Source organism: Streptomyces sp. NPDC017529, assembly GCF_044329785.1.
Lineage (GTDB): Bacteria > Actinomycetota > Actinomycetes > Streptomycetales > Streptomycetaceae > Streptomyces.
In genome coordinates, this window is the sequence record NZ_JBIRJY010000007.1 from 86831 (window position 1) to 109120 (window position 22290).

The 22290-nt window shown below is 72.6% G+C and carries 23 protein-coding genes; 10 read left to right on the plus strand and 13 right to left on the minus strand.

Features of this window, described 5'->3' with window-relative positions; all coding sequences use genetic code 11:
• Positions 1-3: 3 nt before the first annotated feature.
• Both ACH4K4_RS19910 and ACH4K4_RS19915 read right to left on the minus strand, forming a co-directional pair.
• Positions 4-537: a hypothetical protein gene (locus ACH4K4_RS19910; protein ID WP_398168842.1), complete on the minus strand. Its 534-nt coding sequence runs from the start codon at positions 535-537 to the stop codon at positions 4-6.
• Positions 537-1136, minus strand: coding sequence for a hypothetical protein (locus tag ACH4K4_RS19915; protein WP_398168843.1), 600 nt, complete (start codon positions 1134-1136; stop codon positions 537-539). The genes ACH4K4_RS19910 and ACH4K4_RS19915 overlap by 1 nt, the downstream gene beginning before the upstream one ends.
• 227 nt (positions 1137-1363) lie before the next feature.
• On the opposite strand from ACH4K4_RS19915, the gene ACH4K4_RS19920 reads away from it, so the two are divergent.
• Positions 1364-2197, plus strand: coding sequence for a hypothetical protein (locus tag ACH4K4_RS19920; RefSeq protein ID WP_398168844.1), 834 nt, complete (start codon positions 1364-1366; stop codon positions 2195-2197).
• A gap of 13 nt (positions 2198-2210) precedes the next feature.
• Here ACH4K4_RS19920 and ACH4K4_RS19925 read toward each other — a convergent pair whose 3' ends face one another.
• A complete protein-coding gene (locus ACH4K4_RS19925) occupies positions 2211-4850 on the minus strand; it encodes a serine/threonine-protein kinase (RefSeq protein WP_398169200.1) in 2640 nt (879 codons plus the stop codon).
• 659 nt (positions 4851-5509) lie between these two features.
• Positions 5510-6274: a VOC family protein gene (locus tag ACH4K4_RS19930; RefSeq protein WP_398168845.1), complete on the minus strand. Its 765-nt coding sequence runs from the start codon at positions 6272-6274 to the stop codon at positions 5510-5512.
• A gap of 344 nt (positions 6275-6618) precedes the next feature.
• Here ACH4K4_RS19930 and ACH4K4_RS19935 point away from each other — a divergent pair, with 344 nt between their 5' ends.
• On the plus strand, positions 6619-7266 hold the full coding sequence (locus ACH4K4_RS19935; protein WP_398168846.1) for a TetR family transcriptional regulator: 648 nt from the start codon (positions 6619-6621) through the stop codon (positions 7264-7266).
• A 102-nt stretch (positions 7267-7368) separates the two neighbouring features.
• Here ACH4K4_RS19935 and ACH4K4_RS19940 read toward each other — a convergent pair whose 3' ends face one another.
• Both ACH4K4_RS19940 and ACH4K4_RS19945 read right to left on the minus strand, forming a co-directional pair.
• A complete protein-coding gene (locus tag ACH4K4_RS19940) occupies positions 7369-7842 on the minus strand; it encodes a nitroreductase family deazaflavin-dependent oxidoreductase (RefSeq protein WP_398168847.1) in 474 nt (157 codons plus the stop codon).
• Positions 7839-9077 (minus strand): acyl-CoA dehydrogenase family protein, encoded by a 1239-nt coding sequence (locus tag ACH4K4_RS19945; RefSeq protein ID WP_398168848.1) that lies wholly within the window; start codon positions 9075-9077, stop codon positions 7839-7841. Before ACH4K4_RS19945 ends, ACH4K4_RS19940 begins: the two co-directional genes overlap by 4 nt.
• Positions 9078-9235: 158 nt before the next feature.
• On the opposite strand from ACH4K4_RS19945, the gene ACH4K4_RS19950 reads away from it, so the two are divergent.
• Positions 9236-10417, plus strand: coding sequence for a thiolase C-terminal domain-containing protein (locus ACH4K4_RS19950; protein WP_398168850.1), 1182 nt, complete (start codon positions 9236-9238; stop codon positions 10415-10417).
• Between the two features lie 99 nt (positions 10418-10516).
• Here the strand turns inward: ACH4K4_RS19950 and ACH4K4_RS19955 are convergent, their stop codons facing one another.
• Positions 10517-11314 (minus strand): alpha/beta fold hydrolase, encoded by a 798-nt coding sequence (locus ACH4K4_RS19955; RefSeq protein ID WP_398168851.1) that lies wholly within the window; start codon positions 11312-11314, stop codon positions 10517-10519.
• A 43-nt stretch (positions 11315-11357) separates the two neighbouring features.
• A complete protein-coding gene (locus ACH4K4_RS19960) occupies positions 11358-12122 on the minus strand; it encodes a VOC family protein (RefSeq protein ID WP_398168852.1) in 765 nt (254 codons plus the stop codon).
• A gap of 229 nt (positions 12123-12351) precedes the next feature.
• Here ACH4K4_RS19960 and ACH4K4_RS19965 point away from each other — a divergent pair, with 229 nt between their 5' ends.
• Entirely contained in the window at positions 12352-13002 is a 651-nt protein-coding gene (locus ACH4K4_RS19965) for a hypothetical protein (RefSeq protein WP_398168853.1), read from the plus strand.
• Here ACH4K4_RS19965 and ACH4K4_RS19970 read toward each other — a convergent pair.
• Both ACH4K4_RS19970 and ACH4K4_RS19975 read right to left on the minus strand, forming a co-directional pair.
• Positions 12992-13168, minus strand: coding sequence for a DUF397 domain-containing protein (locus tag ACH4K4_RS19970; protein ID WP_398168854.1), 177 nt, complete (start codon positions 13166-13168; stop codon positions 12992-12994). The two genes, ACH4K4_RS19965 and ACH4K4_RS19970, sit on opposite strands and share 11 nt — an antisense overlap.
• A complete protein-coding gene (locus ACH4K4_RS19975; protein WP_398168855.1) occupies positions 13165-13983 on the minus strand; it encodes a Scr1 family TA system antitoxin-like transcriptional regulator in 819 nt (272 codons plus the stop codon). The genes ACH4K4_RS19970 and ACH4K4_RS19975 overlap by 4 nt, the downstream gene beginning before the upstream one ends.
• A gap of 78 nt (positions 13984-14061) precedes the next feature.
• On the opposite strand from ACH4K4_RS19975, the gene ACH4K4_RS19980 reads away from it, so the two are divergent.
• From ACH4K4_RS19980 to ACH4K4_RS19990, 3 genes are all read left to right on the plus strand, one after another.
• The gene (locus ACH4K4_RS19980; RefSeq protein ID WP_398168856.1) at positions 14062-14370 is read left to right on the plus strand and encodes a hypothetical protein; all 309 of its coding nucleotides are present in this window, start codon (positions 14062-14064) and stop codon (positions 14368-14370) included.
• A 70-nt stretch (positions 14371-14440) separates the two neighbouring features.
• Complete coding sequence (locus ACH4K4_RS19985; protein WP_398168857.1) at positions 14441-15682, plus strand: FAD-dependent monooxygenase; 1242 nt, start codon at positions 14441-14443, stop codon at positions 15680-15682.
• A gap of 75 nt (positions 15683-15757) precedes the next feature.
• Positions 15758-16471: a pyridoxal 5'-phosphate synthase gene (locus ACH4K4_RS19990; protein WP_398168859.1), complete on the plus strand. Its 714-nt coding sequence runs from the start codon at positions 15758-15760 to the stop codon at positions 16469-16471.
• Positions 16472-16517: 46 nt separating this feature from the next.
• Here the strand turns inward: ACH4K4_RS19990 and ACH4K4_RS19995 are convergent, their stop codons facing one another.
• Positions 16518-16868: a hypothetical protein gene (locus ACH4K4_RS19995; protein WP_398168860.1), complete on the minus strand. Its 351-nt coding sequence runs from the start codon at positions 16866-16868 to the stop codon at positions 16518-16520.
• Positions 16869-16958: 90 nt separating this feature from the next.
• A complete protein-coding gene (locus ACH4K4_RS20000; protein WP_398168861.1) occupies positions 16959-17366 on the minus strand; it encodes a RidA family protein in 408 nt (135 codons plus the stop codon).
• 118 nt (positions 17367-17484) lie between these two features.
• On the opposite strand from ACH4K4_RS20000, the gene ACH4K4_RS20005 reads away from it, so the two are divergent.
• Positions 17485-17883 (plus strand): winged helix-turn-helix transcriptional regulator, encoded by a 399-nt coding sequence (locus tag ACH4K4_RS20005; protein WP_398168863.1) that lies wholly within the window; start codon positions 17485-17487, stop codon positions 17881-17883.
• Positions 17884-17950: 67 nt separating this feature from the next.
• On the opposite strand, the gene ACH4K4_RS20010 is transcribed toward ACH4K4_RS20005, so the two are convergent.
• Positions 17951-18445 (minus strand): Zn-ribbon domain-containing OB-fold protein, encoded by a 495-nt coding sequence (locus ACH4K4_RS20010; RefSeq protein WP_398168864.1) that lies wholly within the window; start codon positions 18443-18445, stop codon positions 17951-17953.
• 142 nt (positions 18446-18587) lie between these two features.
• Here ACH4K4_RS20010 and ACH4K4_RS20015 point away from each other — a divergent pair, with 142 nt between their 5' ends.
• Entirely contained in the window at positions 18588-19793 is a 1206-nt protein-coding gene (locus tag ACH4K4_RS20015) for a flavin-containing monooxygenase (RefSeq protein ID WP_398168866.1), read from the plus strand.
• Between the two features lie 232 nt (positions 19794-20025).
• A complete protein-coding gene (locus ACH4K4_RS20020; RefSeq protein ID WP_398168868.1) occupies positions 20026-22242 on the plus strand; it encodes an acetate--CoA ligase family protein in 2217 nt (738 codons plus the stop codon).
• Positions 22243-22290: the final 48 nt, after the last annotated feature.

Genomic DNA, 22290 nt, shown 5'->3' on the forward strand with positions numbered 1-22290 from the left:
GCCTCAGAGCTTCGTCTTGCGTGCCCTGCGGATCTCACACGTGAACCACAGCTGACGCCCCGTGGTGTTGGTGAGGCTGTAGGAGGCCGTGTACGTCTCGGTCTGCCCCGGCCGCACGATGATGCTGCGCTGGTGCAGTCCGTACGCGGTGCCGTCGGCGGGCCGCGCCTTCATCCAGTTGACCGCCATCTCGTACGAGGCGGTGCTGGTCAGTGAAGGGTTGGTCACCGAGACCGTGTACTCCAGGCGCCCGGTGGACGTGTTGTAGCGGCAGCTGTTGCCGTGCGCGTCGGAGCGCCCGTCCGGGTCGAAGGTCTCCTCCGGCGTCGGCGAGGGCGAGTACGTGGGCTCGTACGACGGCGTTCCCAGCGGGCCGGGAGACGGCGGGTAGCTGTAGCCGCTGGGCGGTGGCGGAGTCATCCGGCGGGCGTGGGCGCCCGGGAACATGCTCGCGCAGCCGGCCGCCCCGAGACCCGTGGCGGCCACCAGCCCCGCCGCCACGGCGGCCCGGCCGAGCCGCCGTCCCCTGGCGGCCATCAGGACAGCGGGGTGCGCTGGACGCCGGTGACCGAGCAGCGGTAGGTGCCACTGATGGCGTCCGCCGACGGCACGTACTGGGTCACGTCGAGGGACTCGGTACGGCCCGGCTGCACGTAGGGGATGCTCGGGTGGCGGGTGCCGAGGTCCTTGCCGCCGGGCGCGGTGAACTTCATCGTCAGCAGGTAGGTGTACTTGGTGCCCGACGAGCTGTTGGTGGCCGTGACCGTGGTCTTCAGGCTCCCGGCGCCGTTGTACTTGCACCCGTTGATCTTGATGTCGTTCATGGCGCTGCGGCTGCTGCCACTGCCGCCGGTGGTGAAGCCGGACGTGCTGCTGCCGCTGGTGGAGCTGCCGCTGCTGCTCGTACCACCGTCGTAGCCGCCGCTGGTGGAGCTGCCGCTGGTGCTGTAGCCGCTGCTGCCCGTGCTGGCCTCGTAGCCGCCGCTGGTGCTGCCGCCGCTGCTGCTGGAACCGCCGTCGCTGCCGTGGCTGCTGCTACTGCTGCCGCAGCCGCCGCCGTGCGAGTGACGGGCACCGGTCAGCGCGACCAGCACCACCCCGGCCGCGGCGACCGTGCGGACATGACGGAACTTCATGATGTTGTGCCCCCGTTGACCCCGTTGAAGTACCGCGCCGCACACGCGGCGCCCACTCGTCCTTATGTGTTCTTGACGAGTGCACGGCAGACTAGCAACCTCCACGCATTACCCAAAATCTCTTCCTGACCAGGTAAAACGCGCAGCTCTGGCGCGCGCGTGCAGTCGGGCGTAGCGTCGTTTACAGAGGGAAACGGGACGAATCAGCGACCGGAAAGGCGACGCCTGTGGTGCGCAACGTACTCGGATCCGTACTGGCCCTCATCGGAGCGGCGGCCGCCGTCTGGAGCCCCTTCCGTGCCTGGTACGACGGCCGTCACGGACGTGAGATCCGTATCGAGGACCTGTTCAACGGCATCACCGCGACCAGGGCCGAACTGCTGGGTTCGGTCTTTCTGCCGATGGCGTTCGCGGCGCTGGTGACCCTGGTCGGCATCGTGCTGCGGTCCCGCCTGCTCGTCGCCGTGGCGGGGCTGGTGGTGCTCGGCTTCACGGTTTTGTGGATGGTGCGTCAGGGACAGGCGGCGGGCAGCCTGACGGTGGGCGACAACCCGGACCGGAACCTGGGCATCGGGGTGGCGAGCGCGCTCGGCGGCGGCGCCGTGCTGTGGCTGGCGGCGCTGGTGATGAGCGGGCGCCGCGGGGTGCGCTCCCGGCGCCGCGGCGCGCGCTTCGACGACGAGGGCCGCGACGGCCGGCACGACGGACCGGACACGTTCGTGAACACGGGCCCCGAGTGGGAGCCCGGCCCGATCCGGGGTGGTGACACACCGCCGCAGGGCGTGCCCGCGTACGGTGCGGCGCCGCGCCCCACGCCCCACCATCAGCCGCCGGTGCGGTGGCCGGGCACCGGGCACCCGCCGCCGGGGTCCGCGCAGCAGCCGCCCCCGGACGACCAGCCGACCCGGCCGGTCCGGACTCCGCCCGCTCCCGAGGACCCGGATCAGCCACCGCCCGGGCCCGACGACGCGACGCGGCCGATCAGGACGACACCACCGCCCGAGCAGGGGCAGGGGCAGGAGCAGCCGCCGGGCCGCCCACGCTGGGACAAGGAGCGGTAGCCGCCGGCCGCGCTCAGTTGCGCCGCGCCAGCCCGGTCCCCTTGGCCGCGTCCAGCGCGTACACGCAGCGGTCCTTGCTGCACGCGTAGACGACGCCGCCGACGGCCACCGGGGTGCCGGTGATCTCGCCGCCCGTGGCCAGCTTCCAGCGCAGCTGGCCGCCCGTCGCGTCCAGCGTGTACAGGCAGTGGTCGGCGGAGCCGAAGTGCACGCGGCCGTCCGCGACGACGGGTGCGCCTATCACCTCGCCGCCCGCCTGGAAACGCCAGCGCGGCGTGCCCGTGACGGCGTCCAGCGTGTAGAGCGCCTTGCCGCTGCCCAGGTGCACCGCGCCGTCCGCGACGAGCACCGGCTCGGTGGACTGCCGGGCCTCGGTCGCGATGCGCCAGCGGTCCCGGCCGTCGGCCGCGTCCAGGGCGTAGACCGTGCCCAGGTAGTCGGCGAGGTAGAGGCCGCCGCCGGTGACCGCGGGCCCCGGCGCGTACGCGGCGCGGCTGAGGAAGGCCGCGGGCGCTTCGAAGTGCCAGCGCACCTCGCCGCGCGCGATGTCGATCGCCAGTACCCGCGTCCCGGCGGTGACGTACACCGCGCCGTCGGGCGCCGGCAGCAGCCGCATCGGTACGCCGCCGCAGGACGCCGTGTCGCCGACCGGATAGGACCAGCGCTCGGCGCCCGTACGCGCCTCCAGCGCCTTGAGGCGGCCCTCGGCCCAGACGAAGACCGTGCCGTCGTGCACGACGGGGCCCAGGTCGGCGGTCTCGAAGTCGGTCTGGACGCCGCCGGTCTCCCACAGCCGCTCGCCGGTGGCGGCCTCCCACGCCTGGACGCCGCCGCCCCGGGTGCCGGTGACGACGGTGCCGCGGTCGGCCTGGAGGGCGTAGACCCAGCCGTCGCTGGCCAGGCGCCAGCGCTCGGTGCCGTCGGCCGCGCCCAGCGCGTACAGGCTCGGGCCGTCGGATGCGTGGATGCGGCCGTCCGCGACGGCCATGGTCCAGGCCACGTCGCGGGTCTTGAACTGCCGCCGCCCGCTGGCCACATCCAGGGCGTGCACCTCGAAGGAGGTGACGTAGAGCAGGTCGCCGGCGACCGTGGGCGTGCCCCACACGTCGTTGGACATACGAAAGCGCCAGGGGCGCCAACGGGCCGGAGCGGCACCGCCGGACGCGCTGCCGGAGCCGGTGGGGCCGCTGCCCGTCGGTGGGGCGTGGCCGGGGCCGTGTCCCGCGCTCTGCTGCGGGAGCGCCGCGGCCGGCTCGCCCTCGTGGGCACCGGTGGTCCCCGGCGCCCCGGCGGGCGGTCGCACCCAGTCCGTTGCGGGCGCCTGGGCGCGCGGCTGCGGCTGGCCGCTCTCGCCCGCGCGGGGGCCCGGCCCTATCGGCGCGGAGGTGCCGGCGAGCCGTACGGAACCGTCCGGCCCCTCTCCCTCGGGCCGCCGGGGCGGCACGGGCGGGGCCTGGGGCGCGGGCGGCGCGGCGGCCACCGGGCCGGCGGGCGCGGCCTGCGGCACCTGCGCGGCGCCGCGCGGATCGGCACGGCGGGCTCCGGGGCCGACGCCGCCGGCCCAGCCGGAGTCGGGTGCGGGTGCGGGTGCGGGTGCGGGCGGGGCCATCGCGCCACCGGCCTGCGCGGCGGCGGCCGCCGGGGCGTTCCGCGGCAGCGGCGGTGGCTGGGCGGGCGGCGGCGACTGCGGTACGGGCTGCCGCGCGGCGGCCCGCGCCGGTCCGGAGGGAGCGCGCCCGGTGGCGTTCGGCGTACCCGTACGGCCGCCGCGCCGCCCCTCGATGAGGCCGACCGCGCTGGCCGGGAGCCAGGCCGAGGCCGTGCCGCTGTCGTCGCTGCCGGAGCCGAAGAGATGCGGGGCGAGCTGGGACTGCAGGTCGGCGGGGGTGGGGCGGCCCTGCGCCTCCATCTGCATGCAGGACTCGATCAGCGGCCGCAGCTCGTCGGGCAGCCCGGCCAGGTCGGGGCCCTCGCGCAGCAGCATGAAGACCGTCTCGACCGGGTTGGCGCCGTGGAAGGGCGCGTGTCCGGTGGCGGCGAAGACCAGGGTGGAGCCCAGCGAGAAGACGTCGCTGGCGCCGGTGACGCTGCGGGAGTCGCGGGCCTGCTCGGGCGACATGTACGCGGGCGTGCCGACGGCGACGTTGGTCATGGTCAGGCGGGTGTTGGAGACGCCGCTCGCGATGCCGAAGTCGATGACCCGGGGGCCGTCCTCGACGACCAGCACGTTGGACGGCTTCAGGTCCCGGTGGACCAGGCCCGCGCCGTGGATGGACTGCAGCGCCTCGGCGATGCCGGCGGCGAGCCAGCGCACCGCCTGGGCCGGGAGCGGCCCGCACTCATTGACTATTTCCTCCAGGGAGGGCGCGGGCACATACGCGGTGGCGAGCCACGGCACGGCGGCGCGGGGGTCGGCGTCCACGACGGCGGCGGTGTAGAAGCCGCTGACCGCGCGGGCCGCCTCCACCTCGCGGGTGAAGCGGACCCGGAACAGCTGGTCCTCGGCGAGTTCCGTACGCACCGTCTTGATCGCGACGCGCCGGCCGGACGCCGAGCGCGCGAGGTAGACCAGCCCCATGCCGCCGGCCCCGAGACGGCCGAGCACCTCGAACGGGCCGATCCGCCGGGGATCGTGCTGCGTCAGCTGTGTCAGCTGTTCCACCACTTGCCTGCCACCTCCCCGTGGGGCGTAAAAGAGACTCTCAATAGCCAGTGGCCGCCGAGAGCCACTGCCCCGTGCAGCGTCTCACCGCCTGGCCGTTTCGGCCGTACGCGTGCTGATTCTTCCTGGCCGGGCCCACGGTTGCGAACCCGGGGCCGTTCCCGTCGTGTCCCGGTGGCCCTCTGCGGTCCGCGCCGGAGCCGTCACGGGTCGTGACGGAGTCCTGCGTACGGACGCGCCGGGACGCCACCGCGAGCCGTCGAACAGCCGTCCGCAGGGTGCCGTGGGCGCCTCGCGGGTACCCGGCGCCGGGCCGTCACACCGCCGGTATGCCCTGCGCCGTGTGCCGCCGTGCGGTCAGCGGGAGTCGTCCGCCGCGCCTGCCGTCCGTACCGGTCATGTCTTCCGTCCCCGTGTCCGTCCCCGCGCGCGGGACCCGCCGTGCCCGTGCCGTCGCGCGGCCGCGCACCGGCGCGGCCGTACCCACTGTGCCGTACTCGCGGCCGTCGCGCCGCCCCGCCCGCTCGCCTGTGGACAACTCGCCTGTGGACAACCTGGCAGCGGGCCCGCTCGCAGGCCCGCTGCCGGGCCGCGCCGTCCGCGGCCCGACAGCGGGAGTCGTCACCGGCCCAATTGTGCTGCGCTTCCCCCTATTTCGGGGCCATGACGCCGAAGACGGCGCCTTGGTTGTCGACGAGCACCGCGAACGGGCCGCCCGGGGTGCCGGCCGGCTCCACGGCGACCTTGCCGCCCAGCCGGGTGGTGATCTGCACGGCGTCGGACATGTCGGCGGCCAGGAAGCAGACGGTGAAGTGCGGGGGCATCTCGGCGGGCGCGTCCTTGTCGATGACGACCCGGCCGCCGATCTCGCGCCCCTGCCCGGCGAGCCGCCAGGGCAGGAAGCGCTCGTCCGCCGCCGGGCTGCCGGTCACGCCTTCGAAGCCGAAGACCTGCTCGTAGAAGGGGTCGGCCCGCTCGGGGTCGCGGGTGTGCAGGCTCGTCCACACATACGCGCCGGGCTCGCCCAGCGCCCCGAAGCCCTGGTGGGTGCCGGCCTGCCAGACGCCGAAGACGGCGCCTGCGGGGTCGGCCGCGACCAACATGGTGCCCAAGTCGCCGACGGGCATGGCCTCGGAGACGATCCGGCCGCCTGCCCTGAGGATCTCCGCGCTGGTCCTGGCGGCGTCGGGGGTCGCGAAGTACACGTTCCAGGCGGTGGGCATCCGGCCGTCCTGCTTGGGCATCAGGCCCGCGGCCGCCTTGCCGTCCTTGAACGCCTGCGTGTAGCCGCCGTGCTCGGGCGAACCTTCGGAGAAGGTCCAGCCGAACAGCTCTCCGTAGAACCGCTTGCCCGCTTCCAGATCGGGCAGCATCACATCTGCCCAGCAGGGGGCACCCGCCGCGAATGCAGTCATGGGGACAAACTATCCCTGGATCAAGCATTCCGCCGGGACATCATTCGAACATTTAGTCAATTCTCTGCGATCACCTCCATCCTGACCGGCGCAATCCGGCCCGCCGGAATCCCGCCCGGCAGAATCCCGCCCGGCGGGATCCCGGCCACCGCTTACCGAAAAGTTGTCCACAGCCTGTTGATAAGATGATTCACCGGTTCGGGCCAAACCCGCCTCTCCCGCCTCCTGAGCCGCCTGTGCCCCCTCGGACACGGGATCGGCCGAGTACCGCACGGCCGAACTCCCGCATCCCCATTTGCAGGCAGCCAAATCGCGCTCCGATCACCCCTCGGTAAGCTGACGGCATGACAGGACAAGTTCGAACCGTCGACGGCAGAGTCGCCGGGCGCCGTGGACAGGCGACCCGGCAGAAGCTGCTCGACTGCCTCAGCGACATGCTCAGTTCGTCCCCGTACAGAGACGTCAAGGTCATTGATGTGGCCCGCAAAGCGGGCACTTCACCCGCGACGTTCTACCAGTACTTTCCCGACGTGGAGGGCGCGGTACTGGAAATCGCGGAGGAGATGGCCAAGGAGGGCGCGAACCTGACCGACCTGGTGGCCGGACGCTCCTGGGTGGGCAAGTCCGGCTGGCAGGCGGCCGAGGAACTCGTCGAGGGCTTCCTCTCCTTCTGGCGCAGGAACGACGCGATCCTGCGCGTCGTCGACCTCGGTGCCGCCGAGGGCGACAAGCGCTTCTACAAGATCCGCATGAAGATCCTCAATGCCGTCACCAACTCCCTTACGGACTCCGTCAAGCAGCTCCAGGGCAAGGGAAAGGTCGACAAGGACGTCAGCGCGGCCGCGATGGCCGGCTCGATCGTCGCCATGCTGGCCGCGGTCGCCGCTCATCAGAAGGGTTTCCAGAGCTGGGGCGTCAAGCAGCAGGAACTGAAGCCGAATCTGGCTCTCCTGGTGCACCTGGGAATCACCGGGAAAAAGCCCACGAAATAACCTGCGTTCGCCGCTCGTCCTGCCATAGCCGTACGTCGCAGCGGGTGTTGTCCGCCCTTACGGGCGGGCGGCACCCGCTGCGCGCGTCCGGGGGCGGCCCGTTCAGCGCGGCTCCAGGCGGAAGACCCGGATCTCGCGGGTGACGCGCGCCTGGTACGCGGCGTACGGCGGCCAGAACCGGAGCACCGCCGTCCACGCCTCGGCCCGCTCCGCGCCCGTCAGGAGCCGGGCCCGGACCGGAAGGTCGCGGCCGCGCCAACTGATCTCGGCCACCGGGTTCTTCAGCAGGTTGGCCGTCCAGGCCGGGTGACCGGCGCGCCCGAAATTGCTGCCGACCAGCAGCCAGGTCCCGGCGTCCTCCGGTACGCACGCCAGCGGCGTCCGCCGCCGCTGCCCGGTCCTGGCCCCCGTCGCCGTCAGGATCACCCCCGGCAGCATCCGCGCGCTCGGCAGCACCTTGCCCTTGGTGAGCCGGTGCACCGTACGGTCCAGCGCGGGCACGACGTGCGGCGCCACCCGCGCGAACGCGCGCGACGCGGACACCCTCTGCACCAACCGCCGGCCGGCCGCCGTCACGCGGGAACCTCCGCCCGGCCGGGCGCTCCGAAGAGTCCCAAGGGGTCCGCCGTCCGCGCGGCGTGCGCGCGCAGCCGGTGCACGGGCCCCAGCAGCAGTTCGTCGCAGGTCGCCCGCTTGAAGTACAGGTGGGCGTCGTGCTCCCAGGTGAAGCCGATACCGCCGTGCAGCTGGATGGCGTCGCCGGCCACCGCGCGCAGCGCCTCAAGGGCCTGCGCGAGCGCCAGCCCGGGGGCGCCGGGCTCGCCGCTCCCGTCCGCCGCGCCCACCGCCCACGCCGCGTAGTAGGCCGCCGACCTGGCGGCCTGTACCTGCACGTACAGGTCCGCGAGCCGGTGCTGTACGGCCTGGAAGGAACCGATGGGCCGTCCGAACTGCTCACGCGTCCGGACGTACTCGACGGTACGCACGAGCGCCGCGTCGGCCGCGCCCACCGCCTCGGCGGCCAGCGCCGCGGCGGCCCCGGCCCCCGCCCGCGCCAGCTCCCGCGCCACCCGGGCCCCGCCGTCCGCTGCCCCTTCCTCCCCCAGCAAGGCGGCGCTCACCTCGCGCAGTTGCACCCGCCCCAGCGGCCGCGTCTCGTCCATGGCCGTCTGCCGGACCCGTACGACCCCGGGCGCGTCCCCACGTACGACGAAGAGCAGCGTCCGGCTGCGCGCGTAACCGCCCGCGTGCGCGGCCGCCAGGAGCAGCCCGGCGCTGTGGCCGTCCAGCACCTGCGCGGCCTCCCCGTACAGCCGCCACTCGCCCTCTCCCCCGCCCCGCCGCGCCTGGATGCCGCCGGCCCGGCCGCCGCCCGCCCAGCCGCCGTCGTTGGGCGTGGTAAGCGCGAGGGCGGTGGCCAGTTGCCCGCCCGGTACGGCGAGCGCGCCGGTCAGCTCGCCGGCGGCGAGGGCGGGCAGCAGTTCCGCGCGCTGCCGATCCGTGCCCAGAGCGAGGACCAGCGGCGCGACGAGGGCTGCGGTGGGCAGCAGCGGCGACGGAAGCAGTACCCGCCCGGTCTCCTCGCAGGCGAGCGCCAGCTCGGTGGGGCCGCAGCCGACGCCGCCGTACGGGGCGGGCAGGGCCAGGCCCGGCAGGCCGAGCTGCTGCGCGAGCTGCCGCCACAGTGCGGGGTCGTACCCCTCCGGGGTGCGGACAGCGGCCCTGACCGCGTCCGGGCCGCAGCGCTTGTGGAGCAGTTCGCGGAGCGTGCGGCGGATCTCTTCCTGCTCCTCGGTGAACGCGGCATCCATCGGCGGGCTCCTCCCGACCGTTCGGCAACCTTGCCCCGGCGCAGCCCACGGGACAAGACTCCCTGAGCTGACGGCCCGTCATACTAGGTACGACCCCGGCGATTTCCCAGCCTCACGCGCCGCCCCGTGAACAGCCGAGCTGATGTACCGTCAGTTTTATGCCGTCAGGGAGCACGTCCCGCCGCAAGGTCGCCATAGCCGGTGTCGCCCTCTCCGACTGCGGACGGGTGGACAAGGCCACGCCGTACGCCCTCCACGCCCAGGCCGCCCGCCGCGCGCTCGCCGACTCCGGCCTGGACAGGTCGCTGGTCGACGGCTTCGCCTCGGCCGGACTGGGCACCCTCGCGCCCGTCGAGGTCGCCGAGTACCTGGGCCTGCGCCCCACCTGGGTCGACTCCACCTCCGTGGGCGGCGCCACCTGGGAGGTGATGGCAGCGCATGCCGCCGACGCCATCGCGGCCGGGCAGGCGCGCGCGGTCCTGCTGGTGTACGGGTCCACAGCGCGCGCCGATCTCAAGGCCGGTCGCCGTACCGCCAACCTCTCCTTCGGCGCCCGCGGCCCGCTCCAGTACGAGGTTCCGTACGGCCACACGCTCGTCGCCAAGTACGCGATGTCCGCGCGCCGCCACATGCACCAGTACGGCACCACCCTGGACCAGCTCGCCGAGGTCGCCGTACAAGCCCGCGCCAACGCGGCCACGAACCCGGACGCCATGTACCGCACCCCGGTCACCGTCGCCGAGGTCCTGTCAGGCCCCGTGATCGCCGAACCCTTCACCAAGCTGCACTGCTGCATCCGCTCCGACGGCGGCTGCGCGGTCCTCCTCGTCGCCGAGGAGTACGTCCGCGACCTCGCCGTGCGGCCCGTCTGGGTGCTGGGCGCCGGCACCGCCGTCTCGCACTCCGCGATGTCCGAGTGGGACGACTTCACCGTCTCCCCCGCCGCCGTCTCCGGCCGCCTCGCCTTCGAGCAAGCCGGGGTACGCCCCGCCGAGATCGACGTGGCCGAGATCTACGACGCCTTCACCTATATGACCCTCGTGACGCTGGAGGACCTGGGCTTCTGCGCGAAGGGCGAGGGCGGCGCGTACGTGGAGAAGGGCCGGCTGCTGCGGGACGGCGAGCTGCCGGTCAACACCGACGGTGGCGGCCTGGCCGCCTGCCACCCGGGCATGCGGGGACTGTTCCTGCTGGTCGAGGCGGTACGGCAGCTACGCGGCGAGGCAAGCGAGGGCCGCCAGGTACGCCGTACGGGCAACCGGCTCCCCGAACTGGCGGTGGCTTCGGGCACGGGCGGCTGGTTCTGCTCGTCGGGCACGCTGGTGCTGGGACGGGGGTAGGCCGCCCCCGCACGTGCCGGTGCCGCACCTGGCCGACGCCGCATCAGGAACCCCTAAGCTAGCGGCCCCCACTGACAATCCCGGGCGGCCGGGGTCCGCTCACCCGAGCGTGCCGAGGAAGTCCCGTACGGCCTTGGCCAGTCCTTCCGGGTCCTCGGTCGGGATGAAGTGGCCGGCGTCCAGTTCGGCCCGGCGGGTGTGCGGGCGGCGCTCGGCCATCTCCCGGGCCAGTTCCGTGCTCACCAGGAAGCTCGTACGGCCGTGCACGAGCAGCGCCGGGCAGTCGCTGCCCAGCCAGACCGGCCAGTGGTCACCGCGTACGCCCAGGTCGGACGCCACGACGTCGGCCGGCACAAACGGCAGCCGCCAGCTCCCGTCCGGCTCTTCGCGCAGCCGGTCGGCGACCATCGGGGCCGCGTCGCCGAGCCCGGCGAGCAGGGCCTCGCGGGTGGGCGCCCGCTGCGGCCAGTCCAGGCAGAAGGCGATGCCGCTGGGGCCGGTGTCCGAGACCACGACCGGGTCGTCGATGTTCACGAGCGCGCTCACCCGGTCCGGGTGCCGGGCGGCCAGGTGGTACGCGTTCTTGGCGCCCATGGAGTGCCCGAGTACCACGGCGGAGGGCACGCCGAGGTGGTCGAGCAGGGCGACCGCGTCGGCCACGTACCCCTCGCGGGAGTAGTCGGCAGCGCGGTCGGACTCGCCGTTGCCCCGCTGGTCGGGCGCGATCACCCGCCACTCGGGGCCGAGTTCGGCCGCCAGCGCGGCGAACCCGAGCCCTTCGGAGAAGTGGCCGTGCAGCGCGAGCAGCGGCCTGCCGGTGGCGGGCCCGAAGTCGAGATAGGACAGGCGGCGGCCCGCCAGAAAGAGTTCGGCACGGCGAACTGGCGCAGCGTCCATGCCGGTCACGCTAGCCGCGGGAGTTTCGCCACGACACCGAATTTCACACCGACGGCCGCGCGCCGATCACGATCTCCGTACCGAACGGGTCCGTCACCCGCGCCTGCCGCACGTACACCGTGTCCTCCGGCTCGGACGCCGTCCCCCCGGCCGCCACCGCCCGCGCCACCGCCGCATCCGTGTCCGCGACCTCGAACAGCGTCGCCCACCCCGCGTCCGCGGCGGACGGATCGCCCACGATGCCGCCGATCTCGTGCCCGTCCGGGCGGCGCAGGAAGGTGAAGTCGACGTCCGGCATGTCCGGGTTGCCGTCCAGCGTGTAGCCGAACACCGCCGCGTAGAACGCGCGGGCCGGGGCGGCGTCCGGCGTCACCAGGTCGTTGCGTACGAGAGTGTCGGGCTCGTTGACGACCTCGCAGCCGACGCGGTCGCGGCCCTGCCAGAGCCCGAACCGCGCCCCCACGGTGTCCTCGGCGACCGCGGCCCGCCCGTAGTCCCGGATGTCCACCGGTCCCCACAGCACCCGGCCGCCCGCGTCGGCGACCCGCTTGGCCGTGCCGTCACAGTCGTCGGTCGCCATGTACATCGTCCACGCGCCGCCCGCCGCGTCCGGCACCTCCCTGAGCCCCGCGGCACGCCGCCCGCCCACCAGCCCGACCGCGTACCGCGCCCCCGCGTCCGTCGTCTCCGTCTCGTACGCCCACCCGAACAGCGCCCCGTAGAACTCCATGGCACGGTCGAGGTCGGGAACGGCCAGCTCGATCCAGGTGGGGGTGCCCTCAGGCTGGTTGGCGGTGACACGACTCATGACGTGCTCCTCGCGGTTCGGGGCGGCCGGATGGCCGCGCTGGCCCGTACCTCAGACGCTAGGCGTCATGGAGGACAGGATGTGTCCTAGAGGGCCACGGCACCGCGATACCGCGGCTCCGCGATTCCGCGACACCACCGAATTGCTTCGGCAAAAGTCAGCCAACATCATGTGCCGTGTGGTCCCCGCCCGCCGCCGCCCTCCAGGCCCGACCGGAAATGACGTACCGATGCTCCGTTCCCTACGGGTCGTGGCGCTCGCCTTGGCCGCCGCGTGCACGTTGCTGAGCGGGTGCGGCGTCACAGGTGAGGCGAAGAGTGCCGGGAGCACACCGGCCGTCAGCGCTCCCGAGCGGGTGTGGACCGGGAAGACGCCGCCGGAGCCCCTCGGGCCGCCGAACTCCGCCGGCAGACCGACCCCGCTGCGGTCGATGCCGCGCGTGCCGTCCGGCGACATCCACGAGATCGCGCCGCTCACCATCGCCCGGGCGGCGGCGGAGCCCATGAGCGGTGACGACGAGACGGCAAAGAGCATCAAGGCGTGCCGGGCCCTCGGCCAGAAAGCGTGCGCCGTACAGGCACCGCACTACCGGGACCTGAACGGCGACGGCAAGGACGAGCTGCTGCTCGCCATCGAGACGAGCGGCAGTTGGATCTCCCTATGGGCTTTCACCGTCAAGGACGGAGTGATCACCCAGATCCTGGGGGTCTCGGAGCGCTCGCGGTCGGTCGAGTTGGCGGGCCGCGACGTGATCGTATGGGAGCCGGTCGACACGGGCGGCTACGACCTGCGCCGGGTCTTCTCGTGGGACGAGCGGCTACAGGCTCTGAACGAACGGGTCACCGAGTACGTGGAATCCGGGTCCGCCCCTAAGAAATGAGCCGCAGGAAGTCCGCCCACACGGCCGCGGGCACGGCGAGGGCGGGGCCGGTTGCGTTCTTTGAGTCGCGTATGTGGATGGTGGTGGGGGTTGTGGCGACTTCGACGCAGGTGCCGCCTTCATTGACGCTGTAGCTGCTCTTGATCCACGTCAGTTCGACGCTCATAGCTCACCTGCCACTTTCTCGATCAGTTCCAGTGACTTTCCCGGCGACAGGGCCTCCCCGCGAAGCGCCCCGTACCGGTCCCTGTGCTGGACGGCTTCGGCTGGCCTGGTCAGCAACCTACTCCGGTCCTGCCCCTCCAAGAAGATGCTGTCCCGCCCATCAGGCGAGAACAGGATCTCCAGCGAACCGCTCAGCCCAGCATGCGTCTCAGTGACGGTGGGCATTACCTGGAGGGTCACGTGCGCCAACTCGCGAGCGGTGGTCGCGGCGTGCAGCAGCACCGCCTTGAGCACCGCGTTCCCGCCGAGGGGCCGGTGAAGCGCAGCTTCCTCGATGACGAAACTCACGGTCGGCGCGTCCTCCCGGACCAGTACCGCCTGTCGCTCCAGCCGTTCCTGCGTCAACTCGTCGATTTCTTCGCTGCGCAGCGCCGGAACCCGCGACCGGTGCAGCTCGCGGATGTAGTCCGGCGTCTGCAGAAGCCCAGGGACCACCATGGTGACGTACGCGCCAAGACTCAGCGCTTCGGCCTCCAACAGTCGCCACTCCTGGAACTGCGCGCGGCTCGGCTCCTGCTCCATCAGCTCTACACACGACGCGAGCGTGCCCTCAGCCGCCGTGAGCCGATCCGCGTCGATCAGGAAGCCCGCGCTCGGGATCCGCACCCCCCGCTCGTACGCGCCTTCCAGCGATTCCGAGACGTGCGTTTCGTGGGCCAGCCACTTTTGCGTCATCCCAGCGCGCTGGCGGCAGTGCCTGATGAGCCCGCCAACGTGCACGCGCGCAGGCGACGGCTCCACAGTCTCCACGACCATGATCATTCCTCCCCACAACTCGATGTGTGAGCCTCTTACTCCTGGTGACGCTACGCACACGTGCCGACCATTGTTGGCATGACGACCGAAAAGCACCCCCAAGAGCCTCGCCTCCTCCCCTGGGCCAGTCAGGACGGCAAGCCCTGCTACCTCATCGGGGAAGGCCGCGGGCCCGTGTCCGACCTCGCCGACGGGTTGGAAGAGTTGCAACTGTCCATGGCCGTACAGCTTTTGGACCACTCCCGTGCGGCCCTGAACCGGCCCGAGTCGCCCACCCCCACCGAACTCCTCTTCATCACCAACCGGCTCACCGAGTCGCTCAGCGACGCCGTACGCGTGGCCGACAGCCGGGGCCGCAGGCTGGACCAAGCCCTTCACGCACCGTGAGCGCGAGGAACCGCACGAATGTACACGCGCGTCATAGACGCGCGTATAAGACACCCGTATAGTCACGGGCATGACTTCGACGACGCCCCGCACCCACGCCCTCGTCTCCGGCGCCGGCATCGGCGGCCCGGCCCTCGCGTACTGGCTGCACCGCTACGGCTACGCCGTCACCGTGGTCGAGCGGGCCCCCGCCCTGCGGACCGGTGGCTACAAGGTGGACATCCGGGGCGTCGCGGTCGAGGTCGCGGAGCGGATGGGCGTACTGGCGGACATCCGGCGCGCCAGTACGGACATGCGTACCGGCGCTTACGTCAACGGCGACGGGCGGCGTGTCGCCACGCTGCCCGCCGACATCTTCGGCGCCCGGGTGGACGGGGACGACGAGATCATGCGCGGCGATCTGGCCCGCATTCTGTACGAGCGCAAGCGCACGTGCGGCGACGTGGAGTACGTCTTCGGCGACTCGATCAGCTCGCTCGCGGACGACGGCACGGGGGTCGACGTCACCTTCGAACGCGGGGCACCGCGCCGTTTCGACCTCGTCGTCGGCGCGGACGGCCTGCACTCCACCGTCCGCCGCCTCGCCTTCGGCGACGAGTCCCGCTACCTGCGCCACATCGGCGCGTACATATCGTCGTTCAGCGTGCCGGGCGAACTGGCCGAGAAGCGCGCCGAGTTGTACCACATGGCGCCCGGCAGGCTCATCTGCGCCTACAGGGCGGCCGGCGACTCCGGCGCCAAAGCGTGGCTCAGCTTCCGTTCGCCCCGGCTGGACTTCGACCACCGCGACGCGGCCGCACAGCGGAGGCTGCTGGCGGAGGCGTTCGAGGGGGTCGGCTGGCAGGTGCCCCGGCTCCTCGACGCGTCCCGCACCGCCGACGACTTCTACTTCGACGGGCTGCACCTGATCGAGATGGACCGCTGGTCGCACGGGCGCGTGGTGCTGCTGGGCGACGCCGCGCACTGCGCGTCGCCCGCGTCCGGGCAGGGTACGGGGATGGCGCTGGTGGGCGCGTACGTACTCGCCGGGGAACTGGCGGCGGCGGGCGGCGACCCGCGTACGGCCTTCGCGCGCTATGAGGCCGAGATGCGTCCGTACGTCACGGTGAACCAACGGATGGCGGAGAAGTTCGTCCCGCAGATGACGCCCGGCGGTTGGGGGGCGATCCGCTTCCGGCACGCGATGATGCGTCTGCTGCCGCACATGCCGTGGAAGAACTACGTTGTGAAGAAGCTCGCCGAGGACGTGCAGCGCTGCGCCAAGGCGATCACGATCAAGCCGTACGCCGTCCCGTCCCGTATCCCCGCCTGATCTACCTGCCGGCCTGACCTGCCTCGCGGCCTGACCTGCCTTCCGCCGCGGCCCCCGCGGATTAGGCTGCCAGGCATGGTCGATCACCCAGTGGACCCGGCAGACACCTCCGGCGAACGCTTCCGCGCCCTCCTCCGCTCCCTCCGCGTCTGGGACTGCGAGCTGCCCGCCATCGACCCCGACCCCTCACACGCCCCGGCCCACCCGCTGCCGCTCTTCCGGCAGTGGCTGCGGGAGGCCGCGGAGGCGGGCGTCCCCGAGCCGCACACCATGTCGCTCGCCACGGCGGACGCGGACGGCGACCCGAACGTACGCACCGTGATGCTCCACGACGCCGACGAACGCGGCTGGCACTTCGCCACCCACCGCGGCAGCCGCAAGGGCCGCGACCTGGCCGCCCGCCCGCGCGCCGCCCTCGGCTTCTACTGGCCCGCCCTCGGCCGGCAGGTCCGCGTGCGCGGCCGGGTCGCCGAGGCCGGGCCCGAGGAGAGCGCGGCCGACCTCCACCGCCGCTCGCCCGGCGCACTGGCCGCCGCCCTGGTTGGCCACCAGAGCGAGGTACTCGACTCGTACGCGGACCTGGAACGCGCCTCGGCCGCGGCCTGGGACCGCGCCCGGCGCGAGCCGGACGCCCCGGTCCCCAGTTGGACCTTGTACGTCCTGGCCCCCGACGAGGTCGAGTTCTTCCAGGGCGACGCCCGGCGCCGCCACGTACGCATCAACTACCGCTACCGCGGCCGCGACAACGACGGCGACGGCGTTTGGGCGCGCGAACTCCTCTGGCCGTAAGCCCCTGGCCGGCCGTAATCCGTCGCCTGTGTCCTCCTCGCCTTCTTCACAACCACCGCTCGGCCGCCTCCACACTGTCGCCGACCCCGGAGTTGAACGCGATCGCAGCCCTCGGCGCGTGCTGCCGGACCAGGTTCACGACCTGCTCGAAGAACGTCAGCAGCGCCTCGGGCTTACGTATCCCGCCGCCGATGACCACCACGTCCCAGTCGCGCTCGGCCAGCGCGGCGACGATCTTTCCCTCCGCCGACGCGTCCAACGCCAGCAGCGCCATGGAAGCCTCGATGCCGTGCTCGGCGAAACGGGCCATCTCCGCGTCGAGAGCCGCGCTGATGAAGTCCCCGTCCAGCTGGGGAAGAGTGTGCGGGTCGACGCCGAGAACAAGTGCAGTAGCCATGACCGGTGAACGTAACGGCAGATCACTTTTGTTCCCGTACCGCATGGAACCGGATCTGCGGCCTGCCGGCCGGGGCACCCTCGTAGTGGTTCAGTCCAGGACCGCGGTGGCTTCGACCTCGACCAGGTGGTGGGGGACGGCCAGCGCCGCGACGCCCAGCAGCGAGGCGGGCGGTGTCGGGGTGCTTCCCAGCTTCGCGGCCGCCCGGGAGATCCCCTCCAGGAGCGCGGGCATCTTGTCGGTGGTCCAGTCGACGACGTAGACGGTCAGCTTCGCCACGTCGTCGAAGGAACCCCCGGCCTCGGCCAGGGCGGTGGCGACGTTCAGGTAACACTGCTCGACCTGGGCGGTGAGGTCGCCTTCGCCGACCGTGCCACCCTCGGCGTCGGTGGCGACCTGCCCGGCGACGAAGACCAGCCTCGACCCGGATGCGATCGACACCTGGTGGTAGACGCCGACCTTCGGCAGTCCCTCGGGGTTCACCAAAGTGATGGCCATGCTGCCCGCCTTCCACGGCGCGTGTTGCTGCGCCTTCGGTCTCTTGTGGTTACTCGGGAACCGTAGGAGAGTGGCCGCTGACGTGGAAGAACGCACTTTTCAGTGACTGAGGAACCTTATGGTGACCGAGCAGATCGAGGGATCGTCCGAGGCGACGGACCTGACGCGTGCGGACTCCCTGACACGTGCGGACTCCCTGACGCGGGAGATCTTCTCGGACATCGCCAACAAGTGGGCACTCATGATCGTCGAGGCCCTGGGCGACCGCACGCTGCGCTTCGGCGAGTTGCGGAACGCCATCGAAGGCATCAGCCACAAGATGCTCACTCAGAACCTGCGCATGCTGGAACGCAACGGCCTGGTCGTGCGCACCGTGCACCCCACCGTGCCGCCGCGGGTCGAGTACACCCTCACCGAACCGGCCCAAGCCCTACGGGAGACGGTCCACGGCATGTGCGAATGGACCCGCCGGCACCTCGGCCACATCGAGGCCTCCCGCCGGGACTTCGACGCCTGAGACGCCGCCACGGCGTGGGCCTGATGGGCTCGTATCAGGCCCTCGTCAGGCCCTCGACGGGCTCCCGTCAGGCGGGGCGGAAGACCGGCACGGTGAACCCGGGCGCTTCCCGCTCCCGCCCGTCCCCTTGCCCCCATTGCCCTCCTCGCCCCCCTTGCCTACGGAAGCGGACCCGTAACGCCATCCCGATACGCAGGTCCCCCTCCGCGCAATCGATGACCTCCGTCATCATGCGCGGCCCCTCGGCCAGGTCCACGACCGCGGCGACGTACGGTACGCGCTCGCCGAACGGCGGCAGGTCGTTGCGGTGCACCACCGACCACGTGTAGAGCACGGCCCGGCCGCTCGCCTGCTCCCACACCACGTCTTCGCTCCAGCAACGCGGGCAGAACTCGCGCGGGTAGTGGTGCGCCACACCACAGCCGTCGGCACGGCAGCGGCGCACCAGCAGGTACCCCCGCGCCGCCGCGTCCCAGTAGGCGCGGCTGAACGCGTCGGCCTCGGGCACGTCGAACCCGGCCCCGGCGTACGGCGCGCTCGCGGCTCCCCGCTCCGACCCCATACCGAACCACCCCTCCCCATTGTCAACGCCTTCGCTGACGGTCAGTCAGTTCAGCCGAACTTGGCCGGGATACGCAAGAGCCGAGCACGTAACGAGCCGCCTACCGGCGACAGGCGCCGACACCGCGGCTACCCTCACCGGCATGCCGGACGTCGCAGCGCACGCCAGCTCCTCCGCATCCAGCACACCGCCGGCCGCCGTCCCGCCCGTCCACGTCGTCGGGGGCGGTCCGGGCGGACTCGCCATCGCCGCCGCACTGGGCGCGTACGGCGTACGCGCCGTCGTCCTCGAAAAGGCCGACGCGGTGGGCGCCTCCTGGCGCGGCCACTACGACCGTCTGCGACTGCACACCACGCGCCGCCTCTCCGCCCTGCCGGGCCTCGCGATCCCGCGCGCGTACGGGCGGTGGGTCGCGCGCGACGACGTGGTGCGCTACCTGGAGGAGTACGCCGAACACCACCACCTCGAAGTCGCCACGGGCGTAGAGGTGCGGCGCGTCGACCGCACGGCGGACGGCGGCTGGGTCCTGCACGCCAACGGCGGACGCGAACTCGCCGCCCGTACGGTCGTGATCGCCACCGGCTACAACCACACCCCGCACCTGCCCGCCTGGCCGGGCCGCGACAGCTACCCCGGCCGACTCCTGCACGCCGGCGACTACCGCAACCCCGGCCCGTACGCGGGCAAGGACGTCCTGGTCGTCGGAACCGGCAACACGGGGGCCGAGATCGCCGTCGACCTGGCGGAGGGCGGCGCGGCGCGGGTACGGCTGGCGGTCCGCACCGCGCCGCACATCGTGCGCCGATCGACGGCGGGCTGGCCGGCCCAGGCCACCGGAATCCTCGTCCGCCGCCTGCCGCCACGCGCGGTGGACCGGGCGGCGCACGTACTGCGCCGCCTGTCCGTACCGGACCTGTCGGCGCACGGCCTTCCCATGCCGGACACCGGGCTGTACAGCCGGGTGCTGGAGGGGGCGATCCCCGTCCAGGACGTGGGGCTGATCGACGCCGTACGGCGCGGGGCGGTCCGGCCGGTCGCGGCGGTGGCGTCCTTCGACGGCGGCATCGTGCGCCTCGCGGACGGCGACGCGATCGAACCGGACGTCGTCATCGCCGCCACGGGCTACCGGCGCGGCCTGGACGCCCTCGTCGGACACCTCGACCTGCTCGACACCCGCGGCCGCCCACGCGTCCACGGCCCCCGTACCGCCCCCTACGCGCCCGGCCTGCACTTCACCGGCTACACCAACCCGATCAGCGGCATGTTCCGCGAACTCGCCCGCGACGCACGCCGCATAGCCCGCACGATCGCCGCCACGCACACCGAGCACGCCATGGTGCCGGGGTGACAGCACGGCGCCGTGGGGGTGGCACGGCCGCCGGCGCGGGGCTTTCTCTCCCTCCCCCCCCCCCGCGCCCACCCACCTCCTCCTCCGCCTCGCCCCCTCCTCCGCCTCCGGGAACTCGCTTCAGCCGGTCGGCGAGGTTTCGACGGCCGACCCGTTCCTGACTGGGCGTCAGTTCGCCTAATCTGACATGGCGTCAGTTACATCCGCCGTCACACGGGAGCGGGCGTCAGCGATGCTTGGATCGACTCACGGCACCCTTACCACTCACTCCAGCCCGGCGCGCGCGGTGGCCTGCGGGGAGACTCCGCCGCTGACCGTCCACGGCACGGCCGCCGACCTCGACGTCAGCGGGCGCCCGCTGTACGCCCCCGTCCCCGACCTGGACCGGTTCTTCCGGCCCGGGGCGGTCGCGGTCGTCGGCGCGTCCGACCGTGCGGGCCGCCCCAACACCGGCATCACCCGGCAGCTCATGGCATGGGCCCAGCGCGTCGGCGCCCGCCTGTACCCGGTCAACCCGGGCCGCACCAGCGTCTGCGGCCTGCCCTGTCACACCTCCGTCTCCGACCTGCCCGAGCAGGTCGATCTCGCCGTACTGCTGGTCGCCGATCCGCTGCCGGTCATCGAGGAGCTCGGTGACGCCAAGGTCAGGTTCGCGGTCGCCTTCGCCTCCGGCTTCGCCGAGACCGGGGCGGCCGGCGCCGCCGCCCAGGACCGGCTCGCCGAGGCCGTGGCCCGTACCGGTGTCCGGCTGCTCGGCCCGAACACCAACCTCAACGCCTTCGAGTCGTTCCGCGAGGACCTCGAAGGACCCGCGATCGCCCTGATCACTCAGTCAGGCCACCAGGGCCGCCCCGTCTTCGCCCTCCAGGAGCTGGGTATCCGCCTTTCCCACTGGGCACCGACCGGCAACGAGGCCGATCTGGAGACCGCCGACTTCCTCTCCTACTTCGCCTCCCGTCCCGAGGTCGGTGCCATCGCCGCGTATGTGGAAGGGCTCAAGGACGGCCGCAGCTTCCTGCTCGCCGCCGACCGCGCGGCCCGCAACAAGGTTCCGGTCGTCGCCGTCAAGGTCGGCCGCACCGAGGCCGGCGCCCGTACCGCCGCCTCGCACACCGGCAAGCTCACCGGCGCCGACGCGGTGGTGGACGCGGCCATGCGGCAGTTCGGCGTGATCCGGGTGGACGGACTGGACGAGCTGCAGGACACCGCGGCCCTGCTCGCCCGCGCCCGCACCCCCACCGCCGACGGCGTCGCCGTCTATTCGATATCCGGGGGCACCGGCGCCCACTTCGCGGACCTGGCGACGGCCGCCGGGCTTCGGCTGCCCACGCTCGGCCGGGCCAAGCAGGACGAGCTGCACCAGTGGATCCCGGACTACCTGCACGTCGCCAACCCCGTCGACAACGGCGGCCACCCGGTCGGCGACCAGCGCGGCCGGAAGATCATCGACGCGATCCTCGCCGACCCCTCCGTCGGCGTACTGATCTGCCCGATCACCGGCCCCTTCCCGCCGATGAGCGACAAGCTGGCCCAAGACCTCGTGGACGCGGCGGAGCAGACGGACAAGCTGGTGTGCGTGGTGTGGGGATCGCCGGTCGGCACCGAGGACGCCTACCGGCGCACCCTCCTGGGATCCGCGCGCGTGGCGACCTTCCGCACCTTCGCCAACTGCGTCACGGCCGTCCGCGCCTACCTCGGCCACCACCGCTTCACCGCCGCCTACCGCTCGCCCTTCGACGACGCCCCACGCGCCCTGTCCCCCTCCGCGCGCAAGGCGCAGGAGCTGATGCACCCTGGCCGGCAGCTCAGCGAACACGCGGCGAAGCAGCTGCTGCGCGCGTACGGGATACGGGTGCCGCGCGAGCAGCTGGTGACCAGCGCGGCGGCGGCCGTGCGCGCCGCGAGCCTGGTCGGCTACCCCGTCGTCATGAAGGCGTCCGCGCCACAGCTCGCGCACAAGACGGAACTCGGCCTCGTCAAGATCGGGCTGACCTCCGCGAGCCAGGTCAGGGACGCCTACCGCGAGCTGGCCGACATCGCCCGCTATGAGGGCATCGAACCGGACGGTGTGCTCGTCTGCCAGCTGGTCGAGCGGGGCGTGGAGATGGTCGTGGGCATCACGCCGGACCGCGTCTTCGGACCGACCGTGACGGTCGGGCTGGGCGGGGTGCTCGTCGAGGTCCTGCGGGACGCCGCCGTCGGCGTACCGCCCTTCGGCGAGGACCGGGCGCGCGCGATGCTCGGCGAGCTGCGCGGGCACGCCCTGCTGGACGGCGTACGCGGCGCGCCGCCGGCCGATGTGGACGCGCTGGTCGAGGTCGTCCTGCGCGTCCAGCGCATGGCGCTCGAACTGGGCGGCGAACTGGCCGAGTTGGACATCAACCCGTTGCTGGTGCTGCCGCGCGGGCAGGGCGCGGTCGCTCTCGACGCGCTGGCCGTCTGCCACTGACCGTACGACCGCCCGTGCGGCCGACCGCACGACCGACCACACAGCTTG

Coding starts and splice junctions, on each gene's coding strand:
- ACH4K4_RS20005 (WP_398168863.1), top strand. CDS start 17,485: ATGGTGACCGAGCAGATCGAGGGATCGTCCGAGGCGACGGACCTGACG.
- ACH4K4_RS19945 (WP_398168848.1), bottom strand. CDS start 9,077: ATGGATGCCGCGTTCACCGAGGAGCAGGAAGAGATCCGCCGCACGCTC.
- ACH4K4_RS20015 (WP_398168866.1), top strand. CDS start 18,588: ATGCCGGACGTCGCAGCGCACGCCAGCTCCTCCGCATCCAGCACACCG.
- ACH4K4_RS19960 (WP_398168852.1), bottom strand. CDS start 12,122: ATGAGTCGTGTCACCGCCAACCAGCCTGAGGGCACCCCCACCTGGATC.
- ACH4K4_RS19970 (WP_398168854.1), bottom strand. CDS start 13,168: ATGAGCGTCGAACTGACGTGGATCAAGAGCAGCTACAGCGTCAATGAA.
- ACH4K4_RS19985 (WP_398168857.1), top strand. CDS start 14,441: ATGACTTCGACGACGCCCCGCACCCACGCCCTCGTCTCCGGCGCCGGC.
- ACH4K4_RS19975 (WP_398168855.1), bottom strand. CDS start 13,983: ATGGTCGTGGAGACTGTGGAGCCGTCGCCTGCGCGCGTGCACGTTGGC.
- ACH4K4_RS19965 (WP_398168853.1), top strand. CDS start 12,352: ATGCTCCGTTCCCTACGGGTCGTGGCGCTCGCCTTGGCCGCCGCGTGC.
- ACH4K4_RS19955 (WP_398168851.1), bottom strand. CDS start 11,314: ATGGACGCTGCGCCAGTTCGCCGTGCCGAACTCTTTCTGGCGGGCCGC.
- ACH4K4_RS19990 (WP_398168859.1), top strand. CDS start 15,758: ATGGTCGATCACCCAGTGGACCCGGCAGACACCTCCGGCGAACGCTTC.
- ACH4K4_RS20000 (WP_398168861.1), bottom strand. CDS start 17,366: ATGGCCATCACTTTGGTGAACCCCGAGGGACTGCCGAAGGTCGGCGTC.
- ACH4K4_RS19980 (WP_398168856.1), top strand. CDS start 14,062: ATGACGACCGAAAAGCACCCCCAAGAGCCTCGCCTCCTCCCCTGGGCC.
- ACH4K4_RS19995 (WP_398168860.1), bottom strand. CDS start 16,868: ATGGCTACTGCACTTGTTCTCGGCGTCGACCCGCACACTCTTCCCCAG.
- ACH4K4_RS20010 (WP_398168864.1), bottom strand. CDS start 18,445: ATGGGGTCGGAGCGGGGAGCCGCGAGCGCGCCGTACGCCGGGGCCGGG.
- ACH4K4_RS19935 (WP_398168846.1), top strand. CDS start 6,619: ATGACAGGACAAGTTCGAACCGTCGACGGCAGAGTCGCCGGGCGCCGT.
- ACH4K4_RS19950 (WP_398168850.1), top strand. CDS start 9,236: ATGCCGTCAGGGAGCACGTCCCGCCGCAAGGTCGCCATAGCCGGTGTC.
- ACH4K4_RS19915 (WP_398168843.1), bottom strand. CDS start 1,136: ATGAAGTTCCGTCATGTCCGCACGGTCGCCGCGGCCGGGGTGGTGCTG.
- ACH4K4_RS19910 (WP_398168842.1), bottom strand. CDS start 537: ATGGCCGCCAGGGGACGGCGGCTCGGCCGGGCCGCCGTGGCGGCGGGG.
- ACH4K4_RS20020 (WP_398168868.1), top strand. CDS start 20,026: ATGCTTGGATCGACTCACGGCACCCTTACCACTCACTCCAGCCCGGCG.
- ACH4K4_RS19930 (WP_398168845.1), bottom strand. CDS start 6,274: ATGACTGCATTCGCGGCGGGTGCCCCCTGCTGGGCAGATGTGATGCTG.